Below are 24,468 nucleotides of genomic sequence, written 5' to 3'. Positions count from 1 at the left end.
TTTCGGGTAATGGCAGATTGGGTCAATGAAGAGTTTATGAAGCTAGCGCTCCGGGAGGCAGAAGTGTCGAAGGAGCGCGGCGAGTTTCCGTTTGGGGCGGTACTGGTGCAGGGCGGCAAGGTGCTGGTGTCGGCCGAGAACGGCGAGCATCGCAAGGCCGACGTGACGGCGCACGCCGAAATGCTGGCCATCAGCGAGGCTTGCTGGAAGCTGGGTCGGCGCGATCTGAGCGATTGTGTCATTTACGCCTCGGCCGAGCCGTGCCCCATGTGTTCGGCGGCGATTTTTCAGTCGAACATCGCACGGGTGGCGTTTGGCCTCTACCGCGACGACCTGCCGCACCTGTTTCGCCGGCGCAAGATTCGGATCGCCCAGCTGGCGGAAGACTGGGACTACCGTCCGGAAGTGGTTGGCGGTGTGCTGCGCGAGGAGGCGATCAAGGCTTTTGACGGCATTGAAAGGCCTTGGCGGGTGGCCGGTGCCCACCACGACCAAGAGCACCAGTTGGGTAAATAGCAATAATTAATGCATTTTTTGCGAAATAGTTTATAATATCGTAATGATTTATATCATTGTCCTGGCCTTATTGGCAGTCTCCGCACTCTTTTCGGGGCTGACGCTCGGCCTCATGAGCCTAGGTCCTCACGAACTCAAGCGCAAAATAGCCACGGGCGATAGCCGGGCGAAGCGCATATACGCGGTGCGTAAGCGCGGCAATTTACTGCTCGTAACGCTGCTGGTGGGCAACGTGGCGGCAATTTCGACGCTGTCGCTGGTGCTGGAATCGGTCTCGGGTGGGGTGGTGGCCGGCATCATGACCACCTTTTTGATTACCGTCTTCGGTGAGATTATTCCGCAAGCGGTTTTTTCGCGATACGCGATGATGCTCGGTTCGCGCACGGCGTGGCTGGTGCACATCATTTTGTTTATTTTCTATCCGGTGGCGGCGCCGCTGGCCTGGCTGCTCGATAAAGCGCTTGGCGAAGAGCTGCCTACGATGTACTCGCGCAAAGAAATCATGGGGATTTTGGAAGAGCACGGCGGCAGCACGCTCAAGCGCGACGAAGAGCGCATCGCGCGGGGAGCGCTGACGTTTAGCGACAAAGCGATCCGAGAGATCATGACGCCGCGCTCGATGGTGACGGGCATTGAACAGGACCGGGTGCTTGATGCGAAGACGGTGGAGGAGCTGCGGCTATCGGGCTACTCGCGTTTTCCGGTGTACGACGAGTCGCTCGACCAGGTGACTGGTATTTTGTATGCGCAACAGCTCATCGATCCGGCCATCAAGGGCAAGGCGGTGGAGCGGGTGAAGAGTAATTCGGTGTTTTTTGTGAATGAGGATGCGCGGCTCGACCATGCTTTGAATGCCTTCATTAAGACTAAAAACCACTTGTTTATGGTGGTGAATCAATTTTCGGAATTTGTGGGTGTGATCTCGATCGAAGATGTTATTGAAGAGATTTTGGGCGTCGAAATCGTCGATGAATTCGACAAGTACGCTAATGTGCGAGCCGTAGCCGAAAAAACCAATCCGGCCGCCACGCGTCGCAACGCCCTGTAGCTCTTGGCCGTGAAAACAATTATGCTTGAGGGAAGATAAGGAGCAGCTATGGCAGAGCCAGCACGCGAGGACGAGGTAGAGGAATTGGCGGCCGAGGCAGCGCCGCCACCAGACGAGCCGGCCGAGACGGCACCGGCCACCGATGGCGGTACTCCGCACCGACGGCGCAGCCTCAAGGCCGCCTGGGCTTGGCTGCGGGCCAAGCCGGTACGGCTGTGGGCGGCCGGCGTGGCGACAGTGCTCGTGGTGGCCGGCGTGGCGGTGGGGGCTACCGATCTGAAATATCCGGTACTCGGGATGTTTCTGACGACTGCGGAGACAGTAACGGTGACCGACGCTACCACCAAGCAGCCGGTACCGAAGGCGTTGGTGGAATTTGGCGGCGCGGCGGATCTGACCGACAAATCGGGCCACGTGACGCTCGCAAAAGTGAAGCTGGGTCACGGCCACATTACAGTGCGCAAAACCGGCTATAGCGACGCCTCGGTCGCGGCGCTGGCGCCCCTAGGCAAGGGAGCGGCGAGCGTGACGCTCAAGCCCAACGGTATCAAGGTGGTGGCGCAGGTGACCAACTTGATCACCGGCGGTAGCGTGGAGGGCGTGGAAGTCAAAAACGGCGAGGCTTCAGCGGTGAGCGACGCGACCGGCCGGGCCGAGCTGAGCCTACTGCCGGCCACCAACAACACCAAGCAGACGCTCAAACTAACTCGCGACGGCTACAACGACGCGGAGGTGGCGGTGACGGTGAAGCCTGGAGGCGCACCGGTGCCGGCCAAGCTGACCCCCACGGGCAAGGTGTACTTCCAGTCGAACCGTACCGGCCGTATTGATATTTACGGCTCAAATCTCGACGGCACGGGCGCCGAGGTGGTGCTGGCGGGAACGGGCAGCGAGGACGAGATCACGGGCATTTTACCCAATATTTCCGACCCGCATACCCTAGCTTTGGTCTCGAGCCGCGATGGACGGCGCCCTGATGGGTTGCACCACGATTTGTTCATCTTCAATACGGAGAGCCGCAAGTTGACCAAAATCGAGCCGGATGTGGAGTTTAATAATTTCCGAGCCTGGCTGGGCAGCACCTTGGTATACGAGAAGCAGAGTTATACCGCGGCCTACGGGTATTGCGATTCGATCAAGACCTATGACATTAGTAGCGGCAAGACGACGACGGTGCTAGCCGGCGTACCCGGGAGCGTGGGATGCCCCACCATTCGCCAGGCGCTCAGCGACGGGTTTTTGTACTCGGTGCGGGGAGCCGACGACGCCAACCGCAACGGAATTTTTGCGGCCAAGCTTACGGGCAGCCCCAAGCGCATTAGCGCCATCACCTCAGACACGACGGTGCGGCGAGCCAAGCAAACCCTGCTGTCGGAGTATTACGCGGGTACGGCTGGGTCGCTGTGGGATAGCATCGACCTCGGGAGCTTCGCGGTGACTCGCCTGCCCAATGGTCCGAGCATTGAGACGAGCCGGTACTACAATGATTCTCCCGACCGTTCGAACTCAAGCTTTATCGAAGAACGTGACGGCAAGAGCGAGCTGTACCTCACCGATGGCAACGGCGGCAACGAGAAGAAACTCACCGGTATGGGCTCTGTGAATCAGTTTGTGCAATGGTACGGCAATGACTACATCGTGTTTAGCTCGACCAAGACTGATGAAAACGCGCTGTATGTGATTGGCACGGGCGGGGGAACGCCGGTGAAGATCTCAGACTTTTACCGCGGCAACCAGCGCACTTACGGCGGCGGCGGAAATCCGTATCAATAATATGGCGGGTGGGGGCACGCCTGATCTCGACGAGCGTTTGACGCGGCTGTGCCGGGAGGCGATTGGGGCAGAGGTGTTTCCGGGCTGTGCCGTGGGATATGTGCGGGGTGGGACGACGAAGGTGATGGGGTTCGGCCGGCAGACGTACCATAACGCGGCTCCGCTCGTGACGGCCGACACCGTGTATGATGTGGCATCGGTGACAAAATCGATTCCGACGGCGATGGCAGCGTTGAAGCTCGTGGAAGAGGGGCGGCTGTCGCTGGACGACCGGGTGGGACAGTATCTGCCCCAAATGGCGCACCCGGATCGCCGTGGAGTGCTGGTGCGGCATTTGTTGACCTATACCGTGGTGCTCGATCTGGCGGAGGGGCTGTCGGCGGTGGCCAAGCGCGATCCAGAGCGGCTGCTTGATGTGATACTCAACGCTCCCTTGAAGGCGCCCCCGGGTGAGCTCTACCGCTACACCAACTCCCCCGCCGTATTGCTGGGGCTGGTGGTGGAGCGGGTGGCCGGCGGGCCGCTTGATGAGCTAGCGCGTAGCTGGTTTTTTGAGCCGCTGGGTATGACGAGTACAACATTTCGGCCGAAGCCGGCGGCACTGGGCCGCACTGCGCCAACGGAGCTTAGCGAGTACGGCGAGGTGCGGGGCGTGCCGCACGACGAGACGGCGGCGGTGCTGCTAACGCAGGATATGATAGCCGGCTGCGCGGGGCTTTTTAGTACGGCGGGAGATTTGCTGCGCCTTGCCGAGATGATGCTGGCCGGCGGGGCTTTGGCTGGCCATAGGTACTTTAACCCTCAGACGATCGAGCTGATGGCTACAAACCAGCTGACGGATATTGGCCAGGCGGCGGGATTGGGCTGGGAGATTGATCGGCCGGATGTGATGGGCGGGGCGCAGCGGCCGGGCAGGCTGATGAAGTCGGGCTTTACGGGCTGCTGGATCGCGATAGACCCGGGCGCCTCGTCGGCGCTCGTGCTTTTGTCGAACCGAACCTACCCGCAGCGGCCGGAGCGGGGGCCGTTTCAGGCCTTTTTACGGGGGTTGAACGAGGCGTTCTTTTTGGCCTAGAGTTTGCTTGCTGCGGTAGGCCTGCGAAATACCGTCAGCGAACTCAACCCTGATTTTCCTTCAGAGCAGTGGTTGTCTGACGCTGACGATATTTCACAGGCCTACCTTCGCCTACCCGGGTCTTAGTCACGGGAAGGACGCATATGCTCTCGGCAAAGGCACGAATCTTGCGAACGAACTCAACCCTACTATCTATCCGATGCGCTGGTGGTCGGGCGCTCGCGGCGATTCGTGCCTTTGCCTCTCGCCGACCCCGGTCTCGTCCTGGAGGAGGCAAGAGGGCACTTTATTCTTCCCTATGCGCCGCTTAGACCTGCACAATTTGGAGCGGCTGCGGGACAGATTCGAAGGCGGCCAGGAGCCGGCGGAAGGCGGGGTCGATGAGCGCTTCGTGGCCGGCGGGTTCGAGGCGGGCGACACGCCTGGGGCCGGATTCGGCGGGAAGCTTGGACTTGATGGCGCCGCGGGCAGAGATGTACATGTGGCACTCGAAGCCGTTGAACGATGCGGTGTTCATGCTACTCTAGTATTTCCGAATGAGGCCGATGACGACACCCTGGATTTCGATGGGGGTGCCCGGCTCGATAATGATCGGCTCCATGGCGGCATTGGAAGGCTGAAGGCGGATATGGTTTTTCTCTTTGTAGTACCGCTTGAGCGTGGCTTCGCCGCCGTTGATGAGGGCGATAACCATTTCGCCGTTCGAAGGGGTGGGTTTTTCGGTGACCACAACATAATCACCGGTGTGGATGCCTTCGTCGATCATGGAGTCGCCTTTGACCTGCAGCACGTAGGAGTTTTTGCGGCCGATCATGAAGGCGGGGACCTCGAGGGTTTCGGAATGGGTGCCGAGGGTCTCGATGGGCTGGCCAGCAGCTACGAGACCAAGGATGGGCAGGCCGAATTGAGGCGTGGCGTCGATGTTGTCGGCCCGAACGAGCTGGATGGAGCGGGCTTCGTTGTCGCTTTTTTGGAGCATACCTTTGCCCACAAGCGATTCGACATGCTCGGCGACCGTGGCAACGGACGCGTACTTGAAGTAGGCGGCGATTTCGCGGTAGCTAGGAGCGTACCCATGCAGCTCGATGAACTGCGTCACGAAGTCGAGGACCTCTTTTTGGCGTTTGGTTAATGGTTCGGCCATTGGTACCCTCCCAGGCGTTACTTGTTTAGAGTGTACCGAACAAAAGCCGTAGTGTCAACTAATAACCGGGCGGACCTAGTTAAATTGCTTGGTGATGGGGAAATCTTTGCTGGATTTGTAGTTGGTGTAGAACGCGTCGGTTTTGGTGACGTTGCCGGCGAGGTCGAGTACATCGCGGTAGAAGACGGTGCGCGAGGGCTGGGTGGCGTCTGGGCTGCCGGTGACGAAGTTGGGACCGCGGATGACGCCGCTCTTGGTTTTGGTGCCGAAGAAGTCGAATTTGAGGTCGGTGCCGTTCATGATGGTCTGCATGAGGATGTAGTGGCCGGTGTCGTTGACGAATTTGAAGTCGACGTCGGGGTAGTAAATGGTGGCGTCGACGCCGGGCGCGGAGTAGGGCCAGGTGTAGTAGCTAATGGCGAAGGCGTGGTTGACGCGCTCGGTGATGGGCAGGCCGGCGGCCAGGGCGGCGCGGAAGGCGGTGGAGCTCACCTGGCACAGTCCCCCGCCGTATTGCTTCTCTTCGTGGTCGCCCAGAATGACGAGCTCGGGCACGTAGCCGGTTTCGGGGCCGACGTTGCCGAGGAGTTTGCCGAAGCTAAACGTCTCGCCGGGCTTGAGGAGCACGCCGTTGAAGCGCTTGGCGCCGGCGCGGACGTTGGTGAGGCGGGTGCTAGGTGAGCCGGGGAAGTAGGTTTCGCCCTCGGAGATTTGCTCCTTGATGCCGAGCGTGTCGAGATTGGACTCGTTGACATCGGCCTGGGTGGTTTCGAGCTTGAGGCTGATTTGGCGGTCGTCGGCGGATTTTTTGAGCGCACCGACGATGGCGGTGGTGGCGTCGGCCTGATTGAGCTTGATGCCGGTGCGGCTCGGTTGCACGACGGCGAGCTGGCCGTTTTGCATCGCCAGGCCGGCGTTTTGCGGGGTTTGGTCGATGTCGGCGGCCAACGTGGCCACGTATTTTTCGACCGTGGCGCGGCTGAGACCGAGGCTGGCGGTGGCCGGCGCGGGATAGATATCGGCTAGGTTGTAGGTATTGAAGAAGGATTTGGGCGTCTTGGAGCCCACTTCAACCCATGAAATGATGGTTTTTTGATTGATGGTGACAGTGGTGCCGGAATAATTGAGCGTGATGGGCCCCGAGAGGTAGCTGCCGAGCTGATCGGTGACGGCCTGAAGCGCCGAGGTGGACAATTGGGGGGCGAGTTGGTAAACCGGCGCGGCGATGGTGTCGGATGAGGCCTGCGAGAGGCGGTCGGCCACCAGCTGGGCCAGGCGGCCGTAATCGAGGCGGGTGCCAGATTGAGCCGGGGTGACCTGGGGCCGGGAGGCATCGAAGCTGAGGCTGGCGTCGGCGGCCGGCGTCAGCACGTCGTCGCCGAGATCAACCACGTAGGGCACGAGGCGGCTGTCGTCGAAGCGGTACGACGAAAAATTCGTGGTGCGGCCGAGCAGAGCGCGGAGTTGTTCGTGGAGACGGCGGGTCCAGTTGCCCTGCCGGCCGTAATTGTAGGCCAGGTCGGCGGCTTGCTGCGTGTTGTAGGTGACGCCGAGGCCCGCCACCGGGATGCGCAGATTGGTGTCACCGTCGGCGATGGTGACCACGTGGCCGGCAAATTCGGTGGTGCGGTCGGTGATGTGTCGCGCGGCCGTGGCGCGGCCCAGCCCGGCCAGAGCGGCGCCGTCGGCCGTGACGCCGGGGTAGACCTTGCCGGCGTACACGAGCTCGAAGCTGCCCACCAGGAGCACGGCGAGCACGGCAGCCGAACCCACCGCGCGCAGCCACAACGGCGAGCGCCGCCAGGTGCTGGCGCTCGAGGTGGCGTCCCACGACTCGACGGGGAGCGGCGGGTCGACTTCTGGTTCGGGGTCGGGTTTGCGCTTGGCCATATGGTGGTATTATGGCACATTTAGGCCCCTCACACGTATAATGAGGTGGTTAAGTGAAAAGAGTTTACTATGCCGCGTCGAAAAATATCTGAATACCGAGCCAAAACAATCCTGGCGCGAGAGCTAGATCAGGTTTATACCGGAGTAATGATCGACACTCAGGGTACCTGGAAGCCGGCCGTGGCGGCGCTCAATGACGGCGCGTCATACGTAATCAAGGTTGATCAGGGCGTAAAGGGCCGCTTCAAAAAGGGTCTGGTGAAATTGGGCCGGGGCAAACATGAACTGCCGAAGGACGTGGAAGCCTTGGCCGGCAAGGGGTTTCGGTATCTGCTCATCGAGGAGCAATTATCCCATGACGCCGCCGATGAGCGGTATTTGGCTTTCGAGCGGCTCCGGGCGGGGGTGGTGATCAGCTTTTCGGCGCGGGGCGGCGTGGATGTGGAATCGGCGGCCGGGGAAATTCGCCGGGCGGTGTTTGGCCCGGAAGCGGCGGCGCGGGCGGCCGAGTTGTTGAAATTGCCGGTGCAAACGCTGGAGCGGCTGGCGCGCGCGTTTGATGAGAATTATTTTTCGTTTCTGGAGATTAATCCCCTGGTGGTGAAGGCTGGATCGGCAAGCCTGCTTGATGCAGCGGTGGAGGTAGACACGGAGGCGGCGTTTTTTGTGGACGAGCGGTGGACCGCCGAGGATTTTCGGAGTTTTGATGCCACTAACCGGCTGCCGCAGATGGTAGCAGTGGAGGAGTTGGCGGCGCAGAGCCAGGCGTCGTTTCGGCTGGCGGTGCTCAACCCCAACGGCAGCATTTTCCTACTGCTGAGCGGCGGGGGTGCCAGCGTGGTGCTGGCCGACGAGGTCTTCAACCAGGGGCTGGGCCGGGAGCTCGGCAATTACGGCGAATACAGCGGCAACCCCAACACCGAGGAGACGGTGGTGTATACGCGCCAAATTTTGTCGCTCATGCTGGAGTCGAAGGCCAAGCACAAGGTGCTCGTGATTGCGGGCGGGGTAGCCAACTTTACGGATGTGCGGGCGACGTTTCGCGGGGTGATCGCGGCGCTGCGCGAGGTGGCGGAGCCGATGCGCCGGCAAGGCATTAAGGTATTTGTGCGGCGCGGCGGGCCTTACGAGGTGGAGGGGCTGGCGATGATGCGAGAGTTTTTGGAGGCTGAAGATTTGCTGGGCGAGGTGAGTGGACCCGAGATGATGATGTCGGAAATTATTCCGCGGGCCATCAGCGGATTGGAGGCGGCGCGATGAGCACCCTGGATATCGTAGCGCTGCGAGAACTCAATCCGGCGATTGTGGCTCTGGGAAGCTCCAAGGGGATTATTCAATCCATGCTGGATTTTGACTATCTGGCGGGCCGACAGCGGCCGTCGGTGGTGGCGATAGTGGCGGCGGGACGCAAAACGGAACGGTACTTCTTCGGCAACGAGGAGGTGGCGGTGCCGGTATATAATTCGGTGGAAAAACTGCCGGAGCGGCTGAAGACGCGGATTAATTTGTTTGTGAACTTGTCGTCGGGGCGGCGGGTATTGGCGTCGTCGCGGCAGGCGCTGGGGGCATTGCCCGGCCTGGTGGGCGGCGTGGTGTTCGCGGAGGGACTGCCCGAGCGGCATGCGCTGGCGCTGGCCGAGGAGGCCGAGGCTGCCGGCGTGTGGCTGGCGGGCGGCGCGAGCGTGGGCGTGGTGGTGCCGGGGGTGGTGAAACTGGGTGCGATCGGGGGCGTGCAGGCGCCGCAGCTCGTGAAGTCGAAATTATTTACGCCCGGCAATGTGGCGGTGGTGAGCTCGAGCGGGGGGATGGTGAGTGAAATCATCCGCATGGTGGCTACCAGCGGGCATTCGCTGAGTTTTTCGCTGGCGCTGGGCGGCGAGCGGTTCCCGATGACTGGCCCGCAGGAGGTGTTTGCGGCGGCCGAGGCGGACCCGGCCACTGAGGCCATCGTGTACTTTGGTGAGCTCGGCGGGCTGGACGAGTACGAACTGGCCGAGATGATCGCGCGGGGCGAGGTGACGAAGCCGGTGGTGGCGTACATTGCGGGCAGCGTGGCCGAGCTGTTTGAGACGCCGCCGCAATTTGGCCACGCCAAAGCAATGGCGGCTTCGAGCGACGAATCGGCGCGGGCCAAGGCGGCGGCGCTGGAGGCGGCCGGGGCGCGTAGTGCCGCCACGTTTGCCGAGTTTGCGCAGCTGGTGGCCGAGCTGCCCGGCGCCACCGACGCGGCCGATCTGGGCGACGCCATGGCGCGACTGACGGGGCGGCGGCCGGGCTTGATCGCCAGCTCGGTGTCGCACGACGACGGCGACGGCGAGGTGCGGGTGATGGACCAGGGCCTGCTGGAGCTGGCCAACAATAATTCATTCGCCAAGATTGTGATCTCGATGTTTTTGGGTCGGGAAGCGCAATCGGCGGAGCTGGTGGCGTTCGTGGATTATGTGCTGAAGCTGCTCGTCGACCACGGACCGTACGTGTCGGGGGCGGTGAACACCATCGTGACGGCGCGAGCCGGGCGCGATCTGGTGAGCTCGCTGGCGGCGGGGCTGCTCACGATTGGGCCGCGATTTGGCGGGGCCGTGAACCAGGCGGCGGCGACGTGGCTGGAGGGCGTGAGCAGCGAGGTGTCCCCCGCTGCGCTCGTGGAGACGTATGCGGCCCGGCGCAGCTACATTTCAGGCATTGGCCACCGCAAGTACCGCAGTGACTTCCCCGACCCGCGCGTGAGCCGGTTGCTGGAGTTTGCGGCCAGTCTGGAGGAGGCGCGATTTACCACCTTTGCCCGCGGGGTCGAGGCGGAAACGACGCGCAAGAAGGGTAATTTGATCTTGAATGTGGACGGCGCGATGGCGGCGGTATTGCTTGATCTGTTGGCCGAAAAAGAAGGCTACGCGATCGACGAGCTGCAAACGCTCGTAGCAACAGAATTCTTTAACTCGCTGTTTGTACTGTCACGATCGGTTGGCTTTATGGCGCACTATTTCGACCAGGTGCGGCTCGACGAGGGCATCTTCCGGCTGGGTCCAGGACATGTGACGCATGTGCGCCCGGTCTCCTACGACGCCGAATCTGATGACTCTGGTGTACTATAGCTTCATATCAGGAGGCGCGATATGAGTACATCTCGCAGATTGTTTACGATTGTTGGCGTGGTCGTAGTGGCGGTTGGGGCGGCATTGCTATGGGCCGAAAGCGGCAATAAATTTGTGAACGAGCGGCCGGCGGGCGAGACACCAGCGGCCACCGCCAGCCCGGCCACCAAGGAGCGCACGACGCTGGCGAATTCAAAGGTGACCACGAATGCGGCGGGGTACCTGGTGGTGAGTGGCAGCATCACGAACAACGAAGACGCGGCTCGGAGCGCCACGATTACCGCGACGTTTCTCGACAAGGCCGGCAAGGCGCTGGGCACGGCCACTGGCACGGTGAGCGACATTGATCCGGCGCAAACCAAGCCGTTTGTGCTCACGAGTACGGAAAAACTGGCGACGTATTACGAAGTGAAAGTGGCGGTCGACAAGCTGTTTTAGGACGGCTATTCGACGGTGACGGATTTGGCGAGGTTGCGGGGCTGGTCGACGTCGGTGCCGCGTTCGACGGCGACGTAGTAGGCAAAGAGCTGGAGCGGGATGTTGGCCAGCAAGGGCTGGGTGTAGGGATTGGCTTCGGGGATGTAAATGACATGCTCGGAGAATTGCTTGAGGGTGTCGTCGCCTTCGGTGCCCACGATTAGCAGCTGGCCACCGCGAGCCCGGACTTGCTCGAGGCTAGATTGGGATTTGTCGTAGAGGTCGTTTTTGGGGTGCAGGAAGACCACGAGCAGATTCTCGTCGATCATGGCGATGGGGCCGTGCTTGAGCTCGCCGGCGGGGTAGGCCTCGGCGTGAATGTAGGCAACCTCTTTGAGCTTGAGGGCACCCTCGAGGGCCACGGGATAGAGGGTGTCGCGGCCGAGGTACATGGCGTTGTTGAAGTGGCTGAGTTTTTTGGCCAGGGCGCGGATTTTGTCGTGCTGATCCAGGATGTGCTGCACCTGGGCCGGCAGAGCCTCGAGCGCGGCCACGATGGCCTTGCCGTCGCGGACCGAGAGGCTGCGGGCGCGGCCGACCTGGAGGCCGATGAGTAATTGTGCCAGGACCTGCGAGGTGTAGGCCTTGGTAGAGGCCACCGAGATTTCGGGGCCGGCATGGAGGTAGATGCCGCCGTCGACTTCGCGCGCCACGCTGGAACCGACCACGTTGACGAGGCCGAGCGTGCGGATGCCGCGGCGCTGCATTTCGCGTAGGGAGGCCAAGGTGTCGGCGGTTTCGCCGGATTGCGAAACCACCATGCCCAGCGCGTGCTCGGAAACTACCGGCTCGCGGTAGCGGAATTCGGAGGCGACCTCGACGTCGACGGGCAGGCCGGTCATGCGCTCCAGGAAGTATTTGCCGAGCAGGCCCGAATAGTAGGCGGTGCCGCAGGCCACGGTGAGGAACCGGCTGATGTTTTGGTAGGAGCCCTCGGCCAGATTGAGGCCTCCGAGATGGCTGGTGCCGTTTTCGGCGTCGAGGCGGCCGCGCAGGGTGTCGGCGATGGTACGGGGCTGCTCCATGATTTCTTTGAGCAGAAAGTGATCGTAGCCGGCCTTTTCGATGGCGGCCAGCTCGAGCTGGATCTGGACCTCTTCGTGGTCCTTGGCCTGGGCTTCGAAATCAATCACCTCATATTTGCCGGCCTGGCAGACGGCGATTTCGTCGTCTTCGAGGTACACGACGCGGTCGGTGTAGCCGATGATGGCAGCGGCGTCGGAGGCCACGTAGGTGGCGTCGGGGGCGATGCCGAGCAGCAACGGGCTGCCGCGGCGGGCAGCCACCAGCTTGCCGGGGTCGCGGTCGTCGATGACGACGAGGCCGAAGGTGCCCTCGACCTGGAGTAGGGCGGCCAGCACGGCGGCCTCGAGCGACGGCGCTGTTTCGCGCTCGGCAGCGATGAGCTGCGCCAGCACCTCGGTGTCGGTGTCGCTGAGATATTTGATGCCAGAGCCTAATTGCTCCTTGATGGAGGCAAAATTCTCGATGATGCCATTGTGAATAATGGCGATATGGCCGGCTTGGTGAGGGTGGGCGTTGAGCTCGTTGGGGATGCCATGGGTGGCCCAGCGGGTGTGGCCGATGCCGAGGTGACCCTCGAGCGGGTGTTCCTCGAGCGCCTCCACCAGATTGGCGATTTTGCCGGGACGCTTCACGATGCCCATGTGGCCATGATCAACCACGGCGACGCCCGCGGAGTCGTATCCGCGGTATTCCATACGCCGCAAACCGTTTACAAGCACGGGGAGCGCTTTATCTTTGCCAATGTAACCGACAATTCCGCACATGGCCTGATTATACGCTTCGCGAGTACAATGGGAAGCATATGAAGCATTTAGATTTTCTCGATATGATCGACAAGGGTGGTTTCACGACGGCTGGGTACGCGAAACGCGTGGTCAAGCCGTGGGGCTACGAAGTGCACTTAACGGCCGACGGCGGGCCGTACATGATGAAGATTTTGCATATCAATAAAGGCTGCCGAGTGAGCCTGCAGGCCCACGACGCCAAGAGCGAGAGCTGGGTGGTGCATGCGGGGAGGGCGGCGGTGCTGCTCGAAAATGCGGCCGGCGAGCTAGAGCAAATCGAGCTCGAGCCGGGCATGGGGTACACGAGCCAAGTGGGGCAGCGGCACCGGCTGGTGGGGCTCACCGACTGCGAGGTGTTTGAGGCCTCGACGCCAGAGCTGGGGACCACCTGGCGGCTCGAGGATGATTACGCGCGGCCAGACGAGACAGAGGCGATGCGGGCGCAGCCCGACCGCGGCTGGAAGGTTTGAGGTTACTCCTCTTGAATCTTGGCCCAGGGTACGCTACAACTAACAGCATTAAAGGCGCGAGAGCATGCAACGACAGGATTTTGGCGCGAAGATCGTGACATTTGAAGAATTGGACGGGATGCGGGACCACCTTGGCAAAATTGTGGCGACGAGCGGCGGGTTTGACCCGATTCACCCGGGCCACATTAGCTGCATTATGGATAGCAAAGACTACGGCGACACATTGGTGGTGATCGTGAATGGTGACGCGTTTTTGCGCGCCAAAAAAGGCAAGCCGTTTCAGGACCTGGCCACGCGTATGCTGATCGTGAGCGCACTACGCGAGGTGGATTACGTGGTGCCGTTTGAGATTGAGGACGACCAGACGGTGATCAAGGCGCTGGAGGCGCTGCGGCCGGCGGTGTTTACCAAGGGCGGCGACCGCGTGGATGAGACTAGTATTCCGGAATGGGGCACGTGCCAGCAGTACGGGATCGAGGTGATCAGCGGCGTGGGGCTTGATAAGCGCTGGTCGTCGAGCGATTTCTTGCGGGAGTGGGAAGAGCACGCCCGCCGGCGCGACGGAAAATAGGCCTGGATAAAAACTGGGGGTTGCCCCCGGGACCGCGATAGGGCAGCGGTCCCGGGGGCGTTGGCGTCAGGGGGTGGTGTCGGGGCGCCCGTAGCTGCGAGGGCCCCAGCGCGGGCGATTGCCACCCCGGTGGCCGATCTGGGGATTGGGACGTGGGGTGCGGAATCCCTCGGTCGGCTCCAGCCAGGGCGCGGCCCGGAGCGGGTCGTTGGCCACGGCCAGCGCCAGGCTGACGGCTTTCCTCATGGCCTCGCTGAGGTTGGCGGGGCGGCGCATATGGTGGTGCCACTCGCGTGGGCCGCTGGGCAGTTCGCCGCGGCGCACGACGTAGCAGAACACGGCGTGCAGGATGTGCGACCGGTCGGTGCCCCGGTCGACCACGATTCCCGCGGGCAGCGGATCGTGGCCTAGATTGAGGTCCAACAGGCCCACGGCAATGCGGTTGAGTGCTCCCTGGATCGATTCGCCCTCCGCCAGGAAGCCGCCGGTCACGGTGTAGTCGGCGGCTTCGCACGGCGGTGTCAGCAGCATGTCGAACCCACCGTCGGAGCTCGGGCGCAGGACCACGAGCGTGACCCGCAGCATCGGCACGACGGTGCGGGCAAACTGGACGGCGGAGTCGGGGGCGGACAGGCCGCTGTCGGCGATGCGCCGCCTGGCGGCCTCGATCAGCTGATCGAGAGGTATATTGTCGAGGTTCACGGACGGAGTGCGGTCGAGTGCCATGAAGACTCCTCAAGAGGGCGGGCGGTGCGGGGGTGCCGAGCGCTAAGACCCGGCGCCGTCGGTCGGTCGGCCGAGCTCGATGAGGGCACAGGGTGTCCCGTGCGTAGCGTCTTCACGCCAGAAGCCGGCGCTGTCAGGATTGGCGATGACGCCGATGGCCAGTGTGGTCATGGCGCGCGTGAGCTCGGTGACCTGGTTGGGCTTGGCGTTCATCCAGACGCCGACGCTGGGCTCGCGGGCGGATGTGGCCGCCGCCGCGAACACGCAGTGAAACACCTGCCGGCCAGGGCCTCGCCAGGTACCGAAAGTACCCGCGTACAGGGGAGGGTTCTGGAGTGTGAGCCTCTGCTCGGAGAGCACGTGGATCGTGGGCTCCCCCTCCCGCAGGATGCCGGAGAGATGGCTGAACTCGGCTTCATCGACTCCGGGTAGCAGCAGTGTTTGCCACTGATTGCCTTCCCAGCGGAGTGCAACGAGTACGACGCGCACCTGCGGAGCGGGCGGTTCGGGCGACATGTGTCTCCTGACATGGACAGGCGGGCTAGCCGCGGGGCAGACGGATGCATTCCAAGGCGGAAATGCCGGTATACTATAGCACTTTTTTGGACTTTTTCAATGATGCGATTTTCTGATATACTTTTGGGCATGAAGATGCTTGTGACAGGTGGGGCGGGGTTCATTGGCGGGAACTTTGTCCATTACACGGTAAGGAACCGCCCCGACCACGAAATTACTGTTCTTGACGCGCTCACCTACGCCGGCAACCAGGCCAACCTAGCTCCGGTGGCCGATAAAATCCGGTTCGTGAAGGGCGATATTTGTGACGCTGGGCTGGTGGATGAGCTGGTGGCGGCGTGCGATATCGTGGTGCACTTCGCGGCCGAATCGCACAACGACAACTCGCTCAAGAACCCGGAGCCGTTTGTACACACCAATCTGGTGGGAACCTACACAATCCTGGAAGCGGTGCGCAAACACGGCAAGCGATTGCACCACATTTCAACCGATGAGGTGTGCGGGGATCTGGAGCTGGACGATCCGGCAAAATTTAACGAGACGACGCCTTACAGCCCCTCAAGCCCGTATTCGAGCACCAAGGCTGGGTCGGACCTGCTGGTGCGGGCGTGGGTGCGGTCGTTTGGGATTTATGCCACGATTTCGAATTGCTCGAACAATTACGGACCGTATCAACACATTGAGAAATTTATTCCGCGGCAGATCACGAACGTGCTTGCGGGCATTAAGCCCAAAATTTACGGCGACGGCAAGAATGTGCGCGACTGGATTCACGTGGACGACCACAACGACGCGGTGCTGACGATCATCGAAAAGGGGCGCAAGGGCGAAACCTATATGATCGGCGCCAACGGCGAGAAAGACAACAACGAAGTGGTGCGCACGATTTTGCGGCACCTGAGCAAGCCCGAGGATTGGTTTGAGCGCGTGAATGATCGGCCGGGGCACGACCGGCGGTACGCGATTGACTGGACCAAGCTGCGGACGGAGCTGGGCTGGGAGCCGAAATTGGGCTGGGACGGCGGCATCCAGGCCACTATTGCCTGGTACCGCGACAATGAGGCCTGGTGGAAGCCCAGCAAGGCAGCGGTGGAAGCTGAATACGCCAGGCAGGGGCAGTAGCGATGGCAGACTTGGCAGTGCGCGAGACGGCGATTCCGGGGCTGTTCGAGATTGATTTGGCGGTGCACCGCGACGACCGGGGATGGTTTAAGGAAAATTATCAGCGCGAGAAGATGGAGGCACTCGGTCTCCCCCACTTTGAGGTAGTGCAGAACAACTTTTCATTCAACGGCGAGGCGGGGGTGACACGCGGGCTGCATACGGAACCGTGGGTGAAGTTTATTTCGGTGGCCGGCGGACGCGTGTTTGGCGCGTGGGTCGACCTGCGCAAAGGACCGGGGTTTGGCCGGACGCACACCCTGGAGATCACGCCCGCGAAGGCGGTATTTGTGCCGCAAGGGGTGGCGAATGGCTACCAAACGCTGGAGCCGAACGTAACGTACACATATCTGGTGGACGCGCATTGGTCGCCGGAGGCCGAATATACCATGGTGAACGCGTTTGATCCGGCGCTGGGCATTGCCTGGCCGCTCGGGGCGGATCAGGCAATTGTGTCGGATAAAGACAAGGCACACCCTTTGCTTTCGGCCGTGACGCCGATGGAGGTATGAGCATGAATGATTCTGAGATTTTGATTGTGGGCGCGTACGGGCAGCTGGGGAAGGCGCTGGCGGAGCGGTTTCCGGGCGCTCGAGCAGTGGACCGCGACGGGCTCGACATTACGAGCGTGCAGGCGCTGGAGGCGTTTGACTGGAGCGGGATCAAGTATCTGCTCAACGCGGCGGCCTACACCAACGTGGACGGCGCCGAGACGCCCGAGGGGCGGCGCACGGCCTGGGCGATTAATGCTGCGGCCGTGGCCAATCTGGCGCGGGTGGCGGTGGAGCGGGATCTGACTGTGGTGCACGTATCAAGTGAGACGGTTTACGACGGCTCGCAGTCGGCCCACCGCGAGGATGAGGGCGTGGCGCCACTGGGAGTCTATGCCCAAACGAAGGCGGCGGGCGACATGGCCGTCCGGGTGGCGCCCAAGCATTACATCGTGCGGACCATGTGGCTGGTGGGCGATGGGCCGAATTTCGTGAAGACCATGATGGGGCTGGCCGCCAAGAACATTTCGCCGCGAGTAGTGGGCGACCAAGTGGGCCGCCTGACGTTTTCGAGTACCTTGGTGGATGCGATCGAAGTGTTGCTGAAAAAGCGGGCTGATTATGGTATCTATCATGTGTCGGACGATGGCGACGTGGTATCCTGGGCCGAGGTGACGCGGGCAATCTTTCGCGAGCTCGGACGCGACGATTTGAGCGTCACAGACATCACAACGCCGGAATACTTCAAAGACAAGCCGACCTCGGCGCCGCGACCGCTCAAGGGCGACTACGACTTGGCTAAGATTAAGTCGGCTGGGGTGAAATTGCCGGACTGGCGCGAAGAACTGCATGATTACATCAAGCGCGAACAAGGGAAGGAAGTGAAATCATCATGAAGGGAATTATTTTAGCGGGTGGCTCGGGCACGCGCCTCTACCCCATTACGCAGGGCATTTCGAAGCAATTGATGCCGATCTACGACAAGCCGATGATTTACTATCCTCTGTCGACTTTGATGATGGCGGGGATCCGGGATATTTTGATCATCTCGACTGAGCAGGATATGCCTGGATTTGAGCGGTTGCTGGGCAGCGGCGAGCAGATCGGGTGCAACTTTACGTACAAAATCCAGCCGCGGCCAGAGGGACTGGCGCAGGCGTTTATCATTGGCGACGACTTCATTGGCGACGACAAGGTGGCGTTGATCTTGGGTGACAATATCTTCTACGGATCGGATTTGGGCTCGAAGCTCAAAGATCATACTGATCCGGACGGCGGGGTGATTTTCGCCTACCACGTAGCCGACCCAGAGCGCTACGGTGTAGTGGAGTTTGACGCGCACATGAAGGCGGTGAGCATCGAGGAAAAGCCGGATAAGCCCAAGAGCAATTACGCGGTGCCGGGGCTGTATTTTTACGATAACGAGGTGGTGGACATCGCCAAGCACATCAAACCAAGCGACCGGGGTGAGCTGGAAATCACCGAGGTGAACAATCAGTACCTCAAGCGTGGCAAGCTGAGCGTGGGCGTGCTCGACCGCGGCACGGCCTGGCTCGATACCGGCACGTTTGCGTCTATGATGCAGGCCAGCCAATTTGTGCAAGTGGTAGAGGAACGGCAGGCGCTCAAGGTGGGCTGCGTGGAAGAGGTGGCGTGGCAAGAGGGCTATATTACCGACGAACACCTCGACGCGCTAGCCGGCAAGCTACTTAAGAGCGGGTATGGCAAGTACCTGCGGGGACTGCTGGCGGAGCGTTAGGCTTTTTCCATGAGATTTTCCATGAGGTAAAGGGTGCGTTCGGAGTTTTTCACCGGCAGCTTTTTTACGATCTGGAAATGCTGCGCAAACGCCCGCTCGAAGCCGGCCATGGTGTAATCCGGGAAAATGTCGGGGCGGGTGGCGAGCAAAATTTGAACCTTGGAGTCGGATTTGGGGATGAATTCGACTACGAGGTGCCGGCCCAGGGCGGCGAAGTAGGCGGCGATAGAGGCGAGCGGGAGGTTGTTGGAGATGGCCAGATGGTGCACGAGCGCGAGGGCCATCACGAGATCGGCGCGACCGCGCTGGGCCAGCGAGCTGCGCTCGGCGTTGGCCCAGCCGATGGCGGGGCTGGGATTGGTGAGGTCGAGCAGCAGCGGCAGGATGTTGGGCTCGCGGCGGTCGCGCACCAGGCGGTAGTTGGCCTCGACGGCGACGGGATCGATGTCGAAGCTGACGGTATGGATGCCGCGGTCGCCGGCCAGGCGGCTGAATTGGCCGGTGTTGGCGCCGAGGTCCCAGACGGTTTGCGGCCGCACTTCGTCGAGGAAGCTGGCTACCACTGCCTGCTTGTGCTCGAAGGCGGTGGCGCTGTAATTGGTGGCGTTGTAGTAATCGCCCCATTCGGTTTTGCCGCCGCGCCACCTGAGGCCGCGGACGGTGCGCGTGAGGCTGTCGACGAGGCCTTCGAGGCCGGATTGGCTGAGCCGCCGATGGCTGCCCGGACCGGCAGCCGACGCGGCCTGCGGGGTGCGAGATTGGGCGCGGGCGTGCAAAAACAGGTGCATGGCCAGCCCCGGCGACAGGCGCGCACGGCGGGGCAACAGCTTGGCGGCCAGCGGCAGCGGCACGCCGTCGAGGTGCACCAGGAGCAGTTTGCCCAGATCGACATCGACCTGCGACATGAGTGCTAGCGGTGCCAAGAAATGTTGGCAAAATTGCCGATACGCCGCCCAGGGGCTGGAGGGGGTGTATTTTTCAAATGACAGGGTGTCGATGAGCAGCGGCCGCCCCTCGTGGAATTGAATGTTGTAGGCGCTGGCGTCTTTGAGCGTGAGGCCATGCCGCAGCGCCTCGGCTTGGACGGCCAGAGTGGTGAGCGCGGCGTCTTGGAGCTGCGAAAAGCCCCATTCGTACGGGTACGAGATGGTGCGGACGCGGTCGGGCTCGATGACGAGGCGGCGGTCGGCGTCGGGCGGTAGGCCTTCGATCTCGACTTCGCGGTGCGGGATGAGCAGGTGCTGGCCGGTGAGCTGCTCGTAGAGGCCGCTTTGCATCAGCGAATCGTAGTCGGCGACGCCGGCGGCATTGACCTGCCGCAGCAGCCGGCCGCGATGCTCAAACACAAAGCCGGCGGGATCGCGAAAGGAGGCGGCGTGCTTCATAGCCCGCGCCTGCAACTGCGCTCGATCACGATTTCTCGGTGCTGTCTTTTTTGCGTAACGCGCCGATGACCCGGTGGAGGGTTTTGCGGCCGGCGTAGGCTAGGCCGAGCACGCCGCCGATAATCGACTGGATGAGCATGCTCCCGGCGCCGGGATCGAGATAAGCGAGCAGATGTTTCATGGGGACTCCTTAGCACTCACGGATGGGAATGGATCTATTCTACTATACACGCCTACTCTAGCGCGCGGGGACTGAGATTGGGCTGAGGCAGCCAGCGTGAGCAGCGGCCGGGACGTTCGCCTCCGGGATAAACGAGAAGAACCCCCGGCGCGAGGCCAGGGGCCTTCCCGCTAGGGGCTAGTGAGCGACACCGCTCGTGTCGTTACTGAGACAGGCCGCCGGCGACAGAACCGGTGGTTACGAGAGCCCAGGTGGCGCCGATGGACCCGTCCTTGACGTACAGGTTTCCGCCGCCCCAGACCTCAACGCGCGTGTCAGAGACGGCGAATCCGTCGGCGCCGCCAGATACGAGCGTCCAGCTTGAGCCGATTGCGCCTTCCTTGACATACAGCGTACCGTCGCTCTGCCTAGCCATGATGCGGTTGGACGAGAGCCGGAAGTCGGCGGTGGGATTGATAACCACGCTCCAGCCGGCGCCCAGGGACCCATCCTTGATGTTGAGGTCGGTGCCCCAGAGCACGCCAACGCGAGTGTCTGTGACATGGAATTTGCCGACACCGACACCGCTCGCGACGGATGTCCAGGTAGCGCCGATGGGCCCTTCCTTGACGCTGAGACCTCCGCTGCTGTCGAGGACGGCAATGCGGTTGGGGGAGAGGTCGAAGTCGGTGACACCGGTAGAGACCGTTGTCCAGGTGGCGCCGAGCGGCCCCTCCTTGATGGCGAGAGTGTTCCCGAAGAGGGCACCGATCCGGTTGTCGGTGACGTGAAAGCCCGTAACGCCCGTGCCGATGGTGGTCCACGGGGCGTTCAGTGGCCCCTCCTTGACGCTGAGGTTGCCACCGCCATCGAGGATTGCGATGCGATTGGGGGAGAGTTGAAATTGACTCACCCCGCTAGCCACCGGCGTCCACGTCGCGCCGAGGGAGCCTTCTTTGACGCTGAGGTTGCCGCCGGCATCCAGGGTGGCGATACGCGGGGTGGCGTTTGGCGTCGAAGAGTTGTCACTGGTGACGTAGGCGCCACCCGAAGCCGGCAGGCCGGTGCCAGACATTGGGCTGGGCGCCACGGACGTACCGCTATGCCTCACCACGAAGTGCAGGTGACAGAAAGTGGTACCGACGTTGCCGAACTTGGCGATGATGTCGCCGCGCGACACTACAGTACCGACCGCCACTCGATCGGTGACGTGCTGATACTCGCTGATGTAGCCCGCCGCAATGGAACCGTGGTCGATGCGGATGTAGCTGATGCCACCAGGCGAGTAAGTACCCACGGCACTAACAATGCCGGTGTTGGTGGCTCGGACGTTCTCGCCGCAGTCGGCATTGCCGCCGCCAGGGCCGTTGATGTCGACGGCATAGTAGTCGGTGGCGTTGTAGTTGCCATTGCTGTCCCAGCAGCAGTGGCCGTAATAGCCGCCGCCTTCGCCGCCGGGATTGCCGACCGCGAACGTCTTGCCGGAGTCCCAGGGCGCAGAGATGGCGAGGCTGGCGTCGGCATGAGCTACGCTGGCGAGGCCGGCGGTCGTAGCGCCCGGGATGATGGGCGCGCCGACGAGCAGGAGTGCGGCGAGTACCGTGAGCAGAGCGCCGATGGCCGCCGTTCGGCGATTTGGCACCTGAAGCGGCGAGAGCGGGCGAGTTTGCCCGCCCCTGAGTGAGACCGTCGAATGCACGACGATTCCCTTCTCGGATATGGTACTACACTTCCCATACCCGAATCTGGCCTTTTGGAAGGCAAAAACCCAAATTCGGATTGGGGCGTCGAGAGCAGTGTACGGTATTTGTTTGGCTAGGTCAACATTTCGGCTGCGGGGCCCCGGCATCTGGTAAGATATTCGTAGCAAAATGAGTGAATACGAACAGTTGAGGGTCGCTATAGTGATTCCCGCCTACAACGAGGGGCGGAGTATTGGTGGTGTGGTGGCCGAAATGCACAAAGAGCTGAGTAAAACGAAATATAGATACGAGGTAGTAGTGGTGGATGACGGCTCCAAAGATGATACGGCCACGCTGGCGCTGCAGGCTGGCGCGAGGGTGATCCGGCACATCCTCAATACGGGTAGCGGTGGCGCCACGGCTACCGGCTTGAGCTACGCCCAGCAATCCGGCTTCGGGGTAGCGGCCACCATTGATGCCGATGGCCAGCATGAAGCGATAGACCTGGCGAAAGGCCTGGAAAAGATCCGCGACGGTGAGGCTGACCTTCTCATTGGTAGCCGGCTCATGAGTTCGTCGGGCATGTCTCACATCAAGGTGCTTGGCAACCGAGGCCTTAGCACGATCACCAACCTGCTGTTTGGCGTGACGGTGACCGACTCGCAATCGGGACTGAGGATCTTCTCGAAAAAAGCCCTCGACCGGCTCAAGTGGAAGACCAGCGGCTACGAGTTCTGCTCAGAAATGCTGTGGCGCGCTAAGCAGCAGGGCCTAGTGATTCGCGAATATCCCATTAAAGCCATTTACACTGATTACTCAACCTCGAAAGGTCAGAATAACTGGAATGGATTCAATATCGTTATTGCACTCGTGAGTCGGCGAATTATGGAGCTGTTCGAATGAGCAGGTACACGATTTTACTGTTGCTGAATATTCCCTTGATCAGTGCGGGAATTCTGAATGCTTTGGTGGCGCATAAGCTGGGGAGGTTGTCGAGGAAGAAGTTTTTGCTGCAGGTTGTTTTGTGGTGTAGCGTATTTGGCGGCCTCATTCTCGCCGAGCCCACTTACCGCTTCTTGTTCGCCAATCGGCTTACGGATACAGAACCCCTTAGTCTGTTCGACGTTATTCAGATAACGGGAATATTATTCATTCTATTTACCGTAAGCAGGTATCGGATTAAGATTAATTCTTTGGAGAGACGCGTGAACGACCTACATCAAGAGCTGTCTATCAGGCTATCAAAAGATGTCGAGTAACGAACCCATACGATCAAACGTTCTTATGGTCATTCCAACGCTCGGCGAGCGTATTGACTTGCTTCGCCAAACGCTTCAATCAATAGTGGATCAGGGCGCGAGCACACCGGATATCATTGTGGTCTGTCCAAAGAAGGCCCTCGAAGCCCGCGCGCTTGCCGCTGAATTTGGGGCCGATGTCGCCGATGATCCGGGTGGCATTTCTGCCGCGGTTAACGTTGGATTTGCTTTGGCTAAGCAGCGGCATATTTACGCCACGTGGATGGGTGACGACGACCTGCTACGTTCTAATTCGCTGGCCAGCACTACCGCCGCTCTGGATGCGAATCCGAAGGCGGTGGTGGCGTTTGGTTTTTGTGACTACATTGATGATAAGAATAATATATTGTTCACCAACCGGGCCGGCTGGTACGCGCCCTGGCTGATGACGTGGGGACCCGACTTGGTGCCGCTTCCTGGCATCTTGTTCCGCCTCTCGGCCGTCCAGCAAGCTGGTGGATTTGATGAAGCGCTAAAATACGCCATGGACTTGGACGTATTACTCAAATTACGAAAAATGGGGCGCTTCGTTAATACCAAGAAAACCCTGGCGGCATTTCGTTGGCATCCCGACTCCACAACGGTTGCCAACCGCACGGCGTCGTTGAATGAGGCCGAGATGGTTAAACGCCGTCGTCTATCGAAGCCGCTGCAAATTTTGGCTCCGCTGTGGGAAGGGCCCATCCGGGCAGCGACGCGGATGGCGGCCCGGCGAGTGAACGCTTTGGCGCACGCCAAGAAATCTTATTAGGGTCTCGGGAAAACCGCGTCAAACATATCGCGAATAGCGGGATGGAGTTGTCCGGCGGCAAACTCCGCTTCAATCCGCTGACGGTCAAAGAGGCTCAGACCGGCTGGCACATCATACTCATGCGGGTCGAGGTGAGTCTTGGCGTACGAAAGCTCTTCGGCAGAGAGTTCTACCAAGTAGTTGAGAGAAAGGTCGTCGCGCCCGACATCGGTCGGCTCTTGCGACCGCTCGCTCTAGCGATATCGGATGATTCGATCGGTTTTGATAAACCGATCGGACGCCAACTCCAGGCCGGTCTCTCGGGCAAAATTCCGGATCACGCTGGCCTGCTCGCTCTCACCGGCAAGCATGCGTCCTCCGATCCACCACCAACCCGTCATAGGCAAATTTCGGCGAACTGTGAGGTAAAACCCCTGCGCCGCTCGGTCTATAATGATCACGTCGGTACAGACCACTACCATTCCAGAAATAGCTCTGGCATAATCTTTTTCCGGCAAGAAATGACGTGGCATTTTGTGATTGGGATCTTGCTGGTATAGCCCCCTCAAAACAAAACCTGCATTTATTTCGAGATTTTGTTACGCTTAATTGCAAATGCGTAAAACAAATATCACCAACGAAGAAAAGATTCTTTTAAAGGAATATGCCAAAACCTCCCCACTCATCCTCATA

The 24,468-nt window shown here is 60.9% G+C and carries 25 protein-coding genes; 16 read left to right on the top strand and 9 right to left on the bottom strand.

The annotated features are described in order from the left end of the window. Window positions 1-9 precede the first annotated feature (9 nt). Genes VMT30_03110 through VMT30_03095 form a run of 4 tightly spaced genes read left to right on the top strand, consistent with a single transcriptional unit; the run spans window position 10 to window position 4,412 of the window. Window positions 10-516, top strand: coding sequence for a nucleoside deaminase (locus VMT30_03110; protein HVQ43931.1), 507 nt, complete (start codon window positions 10-12; stop codon window positions 514-516). A 43-nt stretch (window positions 517-559) separates the two neighbouring features. Then, a complete protein-coding gene (locus tag VMT30_03105; protein HVQ43930.1) occupies window positions 560-1,564 on the top strand; it encodes a CNNM domain-containing protein in 1,005 nt (334 codons plus the stop codon). A gap of 48 nt (window positions 1,565-1,612) precedes the next feature. Next, window positions 1,613-3,337: a hypothetical protein gene (locus tag VMT30_03100; protein ID HVQ43929.1), complete on the top strand. Its 1,725-nt coding sequence runs from the start codon at window positions 1,613-1,615 to the stop codon at window positions 3,335-3,337. 1 nt (window position 3,338) lies between these two features. Continuing rightward, window positions 3,339-4,412 (top strand): serine hydrolase domain-containing protein, encoded by a 1,074-nt coding sequence (locus tag VMT30_03095; protein HVQ43928.1) that lies wholly within the window; start codon window positions 3,339-3,341, stop codon window positions 4,410-4,412. A 307-nt stretch (window positions 4,413-4,719) separates the two neighbouring features. Here the strand turns inward: VMT30_03095 and VMT30_03090 are convergent, their stop codons facing one another. From VMT30_03090 to VMT30_03080, 3 genes are all read right to left on the bottom strand, one after another. Then, window positions 4,720-4,929, bottom strand: a complete 210-nt coding sequence (locus VMT30_03090) for a hypothetical protein (GenBank protein ID HVQ43927.1) — start codon at window positions 4,927-4,929, stop codon at window positions 4,720-4,722. Between the two features lie 6 nt (window positions 4,930-4,935). After that, window positions 4,936-5,556 carry a transcriptional repressor LexA gene (lexA, locus tag VMT30_03085; protein HVQ43926.1) on the bottom strand — a complete coding sequence of 207 codons (621 nt, stop codon included), beginning with the start codon at window positions 5,554-5,556 and terminating at the stop codon, window positions 4,936-4,938. A 75-nt stretch (window positions 5,557-5,631) separates the two neighbouring features. Then, complete coding sequence (locus VMT30_03080; GenBank protein ID HVQ43925.1) at window positions 5,632-7,446, bottom strand: VanW family protein; 1,815 nt, start codon at window positions 7,444-7,446, stop codon at window positions 5,632-5,634. A gap of 147 nt (window positions 7,447-7,593) precedes the next feature. Here VMT30_03080 and VMT30_03075 point away from each other — a divergent pair, with 147 nt between their 5' ends. From VMT30_03075 to VMT30_03065, 3 genes are read left to right on the top strand one after another with little or no spacing between them, the layout of a single operon-like run. Continuing rightward, complete coding sequence (locus VMT30_03075) at window positions 7,594-8,706, top strand: ATP citrate lyase citrate-binding domain-containing protein (GenBank protein ID HVQ43924.1); 1,113 nt, start codon at window positions 7,594-7,596, stop codon at window positions 8,704-8,706. Beyond that, window positions 8,703-10,538 carry a citrate/2-methylcitrate synthase gene (locus VMT30_03070; protein HVQ43923.1) on the top strand — a complete coding sequence of 612 codons (1,836 nt, stop codon included), beginning with the start codon at window positions 8,703-8,705 and terminating at the stop codon, window positions 10,536-10,538. Before VMT30_03075 ends, VMT30_03070 begins: the two co-directional genes overlap by 4 nt. Before the next feature lie 21 nt (window positions 10,539-10,559). Further along, complete coding sequence (locus tag VMT30_03065; protein HVQ43922.1) at window positions 10,560-10,976, top strand: FxLYD domain-containing protein; 417 nt, start codon at window positions 10,560-10,562, stop codon at window positions 10,974-10,976. A gap of 5 nt (window positions 10,977-10,981) precedes the next feature. Here VMT30_03065 and glmS read toward each other — a convergent pair whose 3' ends face one another. Beyond that, window positions 10,982-12,805 carry a glutamine--fructose-6-phosphate transaminase (isomerizing) gene (gene glmS / locus VMT30_03060; GenBank protein HVQ43921.1) on the bottom strand — a complete coding sequence of 608 codons (1,824 nt, stop codon included), beginning with the start codon at window positions 12,803-12,805 and terminating at the stop codon, window positions 10,982-10,984. Between the two features lie 38 nt (window positions 12,806-12,843). On the opposite strand from glmS, the gene VMT30_03055 reads away from it, so the two are divergent. Then, the gene (locus VMT30_03055) at window positions 12,844-13,296 is read left to right on the top strand and encodes a cupin (GenBank protein ID HVQ43920.1); all 453 of its coding nucleotides are present in this window, start codon (window positions 12,844-12,846) and stop codon (window positions 13,294-13,296) included. A gap of 64 nt (window positions 13,297-13,360) precedes the next feature. Beyond that, entirely contained in the window at window positions 13,361-13,867 is a 507-nt protein-coding gene (locus tag VMT30_03050; protein HVQ43919.1) for an adenylyltransferase/cytidyltransferase family protein, read from the top strand. A gap of 66 nt (window positions 13,868-13,933) precedes the next feature. Here the strand turns inward: VMT30_03050 and VMT30_03045 are convergent, their stop codons facing one another. Together VMT30_03045 and VMT30_03040 are read right to left on the bottom strand one after the other, a co-directional pair. Continuing rightward, complete coding sequence (locus VMT30_03045) at window positions 13,934-14,593, bottom strand: hypothetical protein (protein ID HVQ43918.1); 660 nt, start codon at window positions 14,591-14,593, stop codon at window positions 13,934-13,936. A gap of 42 nt (window positions 14,594-14,635) precedes the next feature. Next, window positions 14,636-15,109 carry a hypothetical protein gene (locus VMT30_03040; protein HVQ43917.1) on the bottom strand — a complete coding sequence of 158 codons (474 nt, stop codon included), beginning with the start codon at window positions 15,107-15,109 and terminating at the stop codon, window positions 14,636-14,638. Window positions 15,110-15,238: 129 nt separating this feature from the next. On the opposite strand from VMT30_03040, the gene rfbB reads away from it, so the two are divergent. The 4 genes from rfbB to rfbA are packed head-to-tail and all read left to right on the top strand — an operon-like array spanning window position 15,239 to window position 18,520. Further along, window positions 15,239-16,231, top strand: a complete 993-nt coding sequence (gene rfbB / locus VMT30_03035; GenBank protein HVQ43916.1) for a dTDP-glucose 4,6-dehydratase — start codon at window positions 15,239-15,241, stop codon at window positions 16,229-16,231. Window positions 16,232-16,233: 2 nt separating this feature from the next. Continuing rightward, window positions 16,234-16,782: a dTDP-4-dehydrorhamnose 3,5-epimerase gene (gene rfbC, locus VMT30_03030; GenBank protein ID HVQ43915.1), complete on the top strand. Its 549-nt coding sequence runs from the start codon at window positions 16,234-16,236 to the stop codon at window positions 16,780-16,782. Between the two features lie 2 nt (window positions 16,783-16,784). Next, entirely contained in the window at window positions 16,785-17,657 is an 873-nt protein-coding gene (locus VMT30_03025) for an NAD(P)-dependent oxidoreductase (GenBank protein ID HVQ43914.1), read from the top strand. Continuing rightward, a complete protein-coding gene (gene rfbA, locus VMT30_03020; protein ID HVQ43913.1) occupies window positions 17,654-18,520 on the top strand; it encodes a glucose-1-phosphate thymidylyltransferase RfbA in 867 nt (288 codons plus the stop codon). The genes VMT30_03025 and rfbA overlap by 4 nt, the downstream gene beginning before the upstream one ends. On the opposite strand, the gene VMT30_03015 is transcribed toward rfbA, so the two are convergent. From VMT30_03015 to VMT30_03005, 3 genes are all read right to left on the bottom strand, one after another. Then, entirely contained in the window at window positions 18,517-19,905 is a 1,389-nt protein-coding gene (locus tag VMT30_03015; protein HVQ43912.1) for a class I SAM-dependent methyltransferase, read from the bottom strand. The genes rfbA and VMT30_03015 overlap by 4 nt on opposite strands. A gap of 25 nt (window positions 19,906-19,930) precedes the next feature. Beyond that, window positions 19,931-20,086, bottom strand: coding sequence for a hypothetical protein (locus VMT30_03010; GenBank protein ID HVQ43911.1), 156 nt, complete (start codon window positions 20,084-20,086; stop codon window positions 19,931-19,933). 202 nt (window positions 20,087-20,288) lie between these two features. Further along, entirely contained in the window at window positions 20,289-21,764 is a 1,476-nt protein-coding gene (locus tag VMT30_03005) for a M23 family metallopeptidase (GenBank protein HVQ43910.1), read from the bottom strand. A gap of 172 nt (window positions 21,765-21,936) precedes the next feature. Between VMT30_03005 and VMT30_03000 the strand changes: the two genes are divergently transcribed. The 3 genes from VMT30_03000 to VMT30_02990 all read left to right on the top strand — a co-directional run bounded on the left by VMT30_03000 (window position 21,937) and on the right by VMT30_02990 (window position 24,335). After that, a complete protein-coding gene (locus VMT30_03000; protein HVQ43909.1) occupies window positions 21,937-22,650 on the top strand; it encodes a glycosyltransferase family 2 protein in 714 nt (237 codons plus the stop codon). Between the two features lie 345 nt (window positions 22,651-22,995). Then, on the top strand, window positions 22,996-23,796 hold the full coding sequence (locus VMT30_02995; GenBank protein ID HVQ43908.1) for a glycosyltransferase: 801 nt from the start codon (window positions 22,996-22,998) through the stop codon (window positions 23,794-23,796). Window positions 23,797-23,837: 41 nt separating this feature from the next. Then, window positions 23,838-24,335, top strand: coding sequence for a hypothetical protein (locus tag VMT30_02990; protein ID HVQ43907.1), 498 nt, complete (start codon window positions 23,838-23,840; stop codon window positions 24,333-24,335). Window positions 24,336-24,468 lie beyond the last annotated feature (133 nt).

It is taken from the genome of Candidatus Saccharimonadia bacterium, from assembly GCA_035544015.1.
Taxonomy (GTDB): Bacteria; Patescibacteriota; Saccharimonadia; order UBA4664; family UBA4664; genus UBA5169.
This window is presented reverse-complemented; position numbering and strand designations above follow the sequence as displayed.